At 36.6% G+C, this 4586-nt stretch carries 2 protein-coding genes and 1 pseudogene; 1 reads left to right on the plus strand and 2 read right to left on the minus strand.

Features of this window, described 5'->3' with window-relative positions; genetic code table 11:
• Positions 1–49 precede the first annotated feature (49 nt).
• Positions 50–418 carry a helix-turn-helix domain-containing protein gene (locus ACFILW_RS07595; RefSeq protein WP_375622909.1) on the plus strand — a complete coding sequence of 123 codons (369 nt, stop codon included), beginning with the start codon at positions 50–52 and terminating at the stop codon, positions 416–418.
• A gap of 1923 nt (positions 419–2341) precedes the next feature.
• Here ACFILW_RS07595 and ACFILW_RS07600 read toward each other — a convergent pair.
• Together ACFILW_RS07600 and ACFILW_RS07605 are read right to left on the minus strand one after the other, a co-directional pair.
• Positions 2342–2736, minus strand: a pseudogene (locus ACFILW_RS07600) (hypothetical protein).
• Between the two features lie 655 nt (positions 2737–3391).
• Positions 3392–4586: MFS transporter (locus tag ACFILW_RS07605; RefSeq protein ID WP_375685458.1), on the minus strand; the 1195-nt coding region annotated here is incomplete at its 5' end.

Here is a 4586-nt window from a genome sequence, read left to right on the forward strand (position 1 = left end):
CTCCCGGAATACTCATGCGAGGGCGCTCGCAACCGGAGGGGAGCTTGAAGTGCAAACTAAAAATTCACATTTTAATGACATTTCAATAGGTAAAAGAATCCGTCACAGACGCATTTCAATGGGACTTTCTCAAAAAGAGTTAGGAAGCCATTTAGGTGTCAGTTTCCAACAAATCCAGAAATACGAAAAAGGCTCCAATCGTGTAAGCGCGGGATGTTTGCTCGAAATTGCTAAAAAACTAGCAGTTCCTATGAACTTTTTTTATGCGGACCTTTTAACAGCAGATATTCCCACAAAAGAACATGCCTTACACCACGATCAAGACACATACAGCGAAAAAGAACACGCACTTTTGAAAAACTTTAGAGAGCTCCAGCCGAAAAAACAAAAAGCAATTTTGTGGTTAATTTCTGATTAGGCAAAAGCGCATCAATCGACATCCTTTGCCAATATTCCCCTCTGCCTAAAGCCTTGCCGCCTGATATCACCACATCTCAAAAAAACGGTTTACGGCACCGGTTTACGACATCATAGGATAACAAACTTCAAAATAGGATAAAAACACCAAAATCTTGGAAAGACATCCCCACCCCTCTCACAGAATCTTATCAAAAGATCTCTTCTGATTTAAACGCACAATTCCGATTGTATCATTATGATACCTTTTTACATTTACCTTGTCAAGTTTTTATATTTTTCTTTTGATACTTTTGTGTTTTTCTTTAAGGGAGCCACATCCCTCAAAACACCTTTCCTGCAAAATGCCCCTCATACAAAACACAATGTCTAAAACAACAAGAGCTAAAATAGGATTTTTCCTAAATAGGCATCCCTCTAAATAGGATTTCCCCTCTAAATAGGCTTTCATTGTATTGCTCATTCACCCACTTATTAAAAAAACACCTCTCAATGCTTCTCACACCCATTTCACGGATATCCCCCATACAAATATAGACGCAAATATAATTGTTAAATTTCGCATAGAATATAAAAGCCAACCACAGTTTTTATCTCTTCACATCTCTTTACACATCAGCTCTGCAATCTGTTCACAGCCATTCCCCACACACTCTTCTCCAGAAAACGCACTTCAACAGCACTCTTCATCCCAACTTTCTCCTCCATTCACGAAGACACTTTCCCCCAATCCTTCTCACCACTCCATACAATAACAATATATTGATTTATAATGATAATTTAGCATTATTGATACTGATTAAGAGTTCCGAATATCGTAAGATTCTCTCATTTCAAATCCCTCCCATGTTGAATCAATCAAAATCACTCGCTTGCACATCCAAAAGCGAGGAGAGCCCGTATAAAACTATTAAGAAAGGAATAAAATGGCTCTTATGAACCGTCTCAAGTGCCAAGGGCTGTAGCCAACACCCACGAGCTAGCACAAATATAATGATAGTGCCGGCTTGCTCTTTTATGAAGCGTAAAGATAGGGGTGCTCAATGGATTTATCATTATACCATGGCAAAAAAATGCACAATACACAAAGCACAAATCCTCCGCTTCATTTTACAGATCACCGTTTTTACGCTTTTACATCTTTACAGAACGTAAGCCAAATAAAATTTCCACATCACCACTCCGCACCGCTCTGCAAACACTGGTCTGCAACAATCTGATTTCTCGTCTATCAAATTCCCCTGCTGATTATTTCATATGGTTATCACGACACCTCAAATAATACCGTGTCATCAGACAAGACTGATTAAGCCCTGCCCTCAAATATTCCCCACACACTCTTCTCCAGAAAACGCACTTAACACCCCTCTTCATCCCAGCTTTCCCCGCTCCATTCACAAACGCGTCCCCTAGTTCTCTGACCACATTCCATGCCATAATAAAAGCTCTCACAAAGCACAAATCCTCCGCTTCATTTTACAGATTCACATTTTTACGCTTTTACATCTTTACAGAACGCAGCCAAAGGAAACTCCCAAACCACCACGCGACAATTTGATAAAAACAAAACACCTTTCCAACAATCTCAAACAACAGATTTCTGTAAAGAGTTCATATGAATTTGATTGTTTAGATCTGACTATTAGATTGGCATACAGAGCCGTAGAACAGAAAGTAATTTTCTATAAGACAGAAACGATAAAAGCGCTATATAACTGAGACAGAACATGAAGAATTGCAAACAGATAAAACGACATCTTTCTTCGTTACAACACCGAAATTGTAAACGAGACGACGAATAATTGTCATCTAAACATGTAATTTTCACATCTGCAAATTTTTATTGATTAATTCAATCCCAACACTTCCCCTGAAACACATTTCTTCATTATCTACTTCTTTGAGACAAACCGGCAAAGGGGTTTCATCGATTATAAGTGCGGATATAATAACGCGTTACTCCAACCTCATCATAAGAAACCATAGACAAGATACCTGTCTTTATTGGCGTTATTTGATAAGTCAAAATTACACCATTTTGCTGTTTGTTTGGTTGATCTGTATAGATCACGTTATATCCATTCCGTCGCAAGAGATTAATAAAGACAGGAGTAAAGTTGTCTTCTGTTTTATTTTTTTCACAATAAGTGTTGTTGTAGCGGGCGGTAAAGGTTTTTTAAGATTACGGACAAAATCGTTAGCAATTAATTTTATATCATCTTGCGTAATATTTGGACTGACATAACTTGATGAATAATTACTGATAGATGCACAACCAGCCACCAATACAAGCGGTAACGGAAATAAATATTTTGACATCTTAACTCCCCTATTAATTGCATTCTCTTCTGAGAAGCTCCTACACCAGAAATAAGAGCCTCCTTTCAAAGAATAGCCTTAACAACATATTTCTTTACTATCAAGCATTAGTTAATCACTTTCTCGCTTGTTTAAAAAAACGACCACCATCTCTCATAGTACTCAAAGCTTATGTTTAAGACACAAAATATATATGTTAAAAGTACGAAAAAACACATGTAAAGCATGTAGTATACATATAGTATATGTATACTTACTTTCATAGTGTGTTGCATTACATAAACCAACGCACAGCACCCTTCATTTCCCCTCCATTCACGAAGCCACTTCCCCCCAATCATTCTCACCCCTCCATATCATGACAAAAAACACGCACAATATATGAACCCATAAATCCTCCGCTTCACTTTTACAGATTCACATTTTTACGCTTCTCCACATTTACAGAACAAAGCCAAGGAAAGGTTCACCACCCCACACCGCTCTATAAACAACGGTCTGTAAAGAGTTCAAATGCTTGCCTCGCAAGTTTCCACCACTGACCACTCATTTGTTTCAGATCACCCCCTTCAAAGAGCGGTGTTTTTACCTCATGAATAAGATAATGAGCGAACCGTCTTTAGAAAAAAGAAACGGCATGGAGATATCAAATATATCAATGGTCGTCATCGACTGTCGTGTTAAGAGGTGTTAACTCTTTATTTTTCTTAATTTTTACAACGCCAATAATTCCGGTGGAAATAATTAATGCGGACATAGCTAAAAAAGAGCTTAACAATCCCACGAGTGCCAAAAGTCCAGCAATAAAGCCAGACATTGCTTCGGCAGAGTTCGCTAAAGTTGAAAAGGTTCCAAAGCTCTTACCAAAATCTTCACGACGAGAATATAATTGAATAGCTGAGACTAAACCAATATCCACAAAGGCACCAATAAATCCTAGAACAAATGCTAACACGAGAAGGAATTTTAAATAAATTTCTGCAGCTAAGGGCATAACAAACAGAATAACCCCATAAAGAAGCCAAAATATCATGAGCTTCAACGATGTAATATTTAATATAATTTTACTATATAACAAACCACCAACAATAGTTCCAACAGCCATGAGGGAAAAAATATAACTCACAAAGCTTTCCTCTCCCCCCACAAAAAGAACAAAAGCTGGAATTAAAAATCTTAAAATAGCACCCGTAAAGAGAATAGCAAACGACGATCCAACGAGCGTAATAAATAAATTATTATTTTCTGTAGAAATATATTTAAGATATGAAGCTGTTTCTCGATAAATTTTTATAAAATTGAATGATTTATTCTCGCTTGAATTTAAATTCATGAGATTAAATAACATGATAATAGATATAAAATAGGTACAAAAATCAAAAATGAGTACTGCCGATTTATTTGCAAAAAAAAGCAGTATAGAACAAACCAAAGGGCCAATGACGGCTGCCGTTTCCATGATAATTTGAGCAATGCTATTGGCCTTTGTAAGATCTTTTATTGAAAACATTCTGGGAATAGCAGCTTGAAAACTTGGTTGGAAAATACTTCTTCCTATCGTTGTACATATTGCTGCAAAAATAAGAACAATGATATGTGCCGTACCTGTTATATAAGTTATAAAAACAAACAATGAAGCTAATAATCTAACAACTTCACTTAAGATCATATTTTTCTTCAAAGAAAAATTATCCGCTAACCAACCTCCTATAGGGCCAAAAAAGAGAAAAGGGATAAATCGAAAAAAATACACAAGACCTGTAAAAAAGGTGTTATCTGTTAATTCTAAGACCAGTAAAATAAAAACAACTTCATAAGCATAATCACCAACTTTGGAAATAAAGAGAGAG

Source organism: Bartonella sp. TT110JLCBS, from assembly GCF_042193405.1.
In the GTDB taxonomy this organism is placed as follows: domain Bacteria; phylum Pseudomonadota; class Alphaproteobacteria; order Rhizobiales; family Rhizobiaceae; genus Bartonella.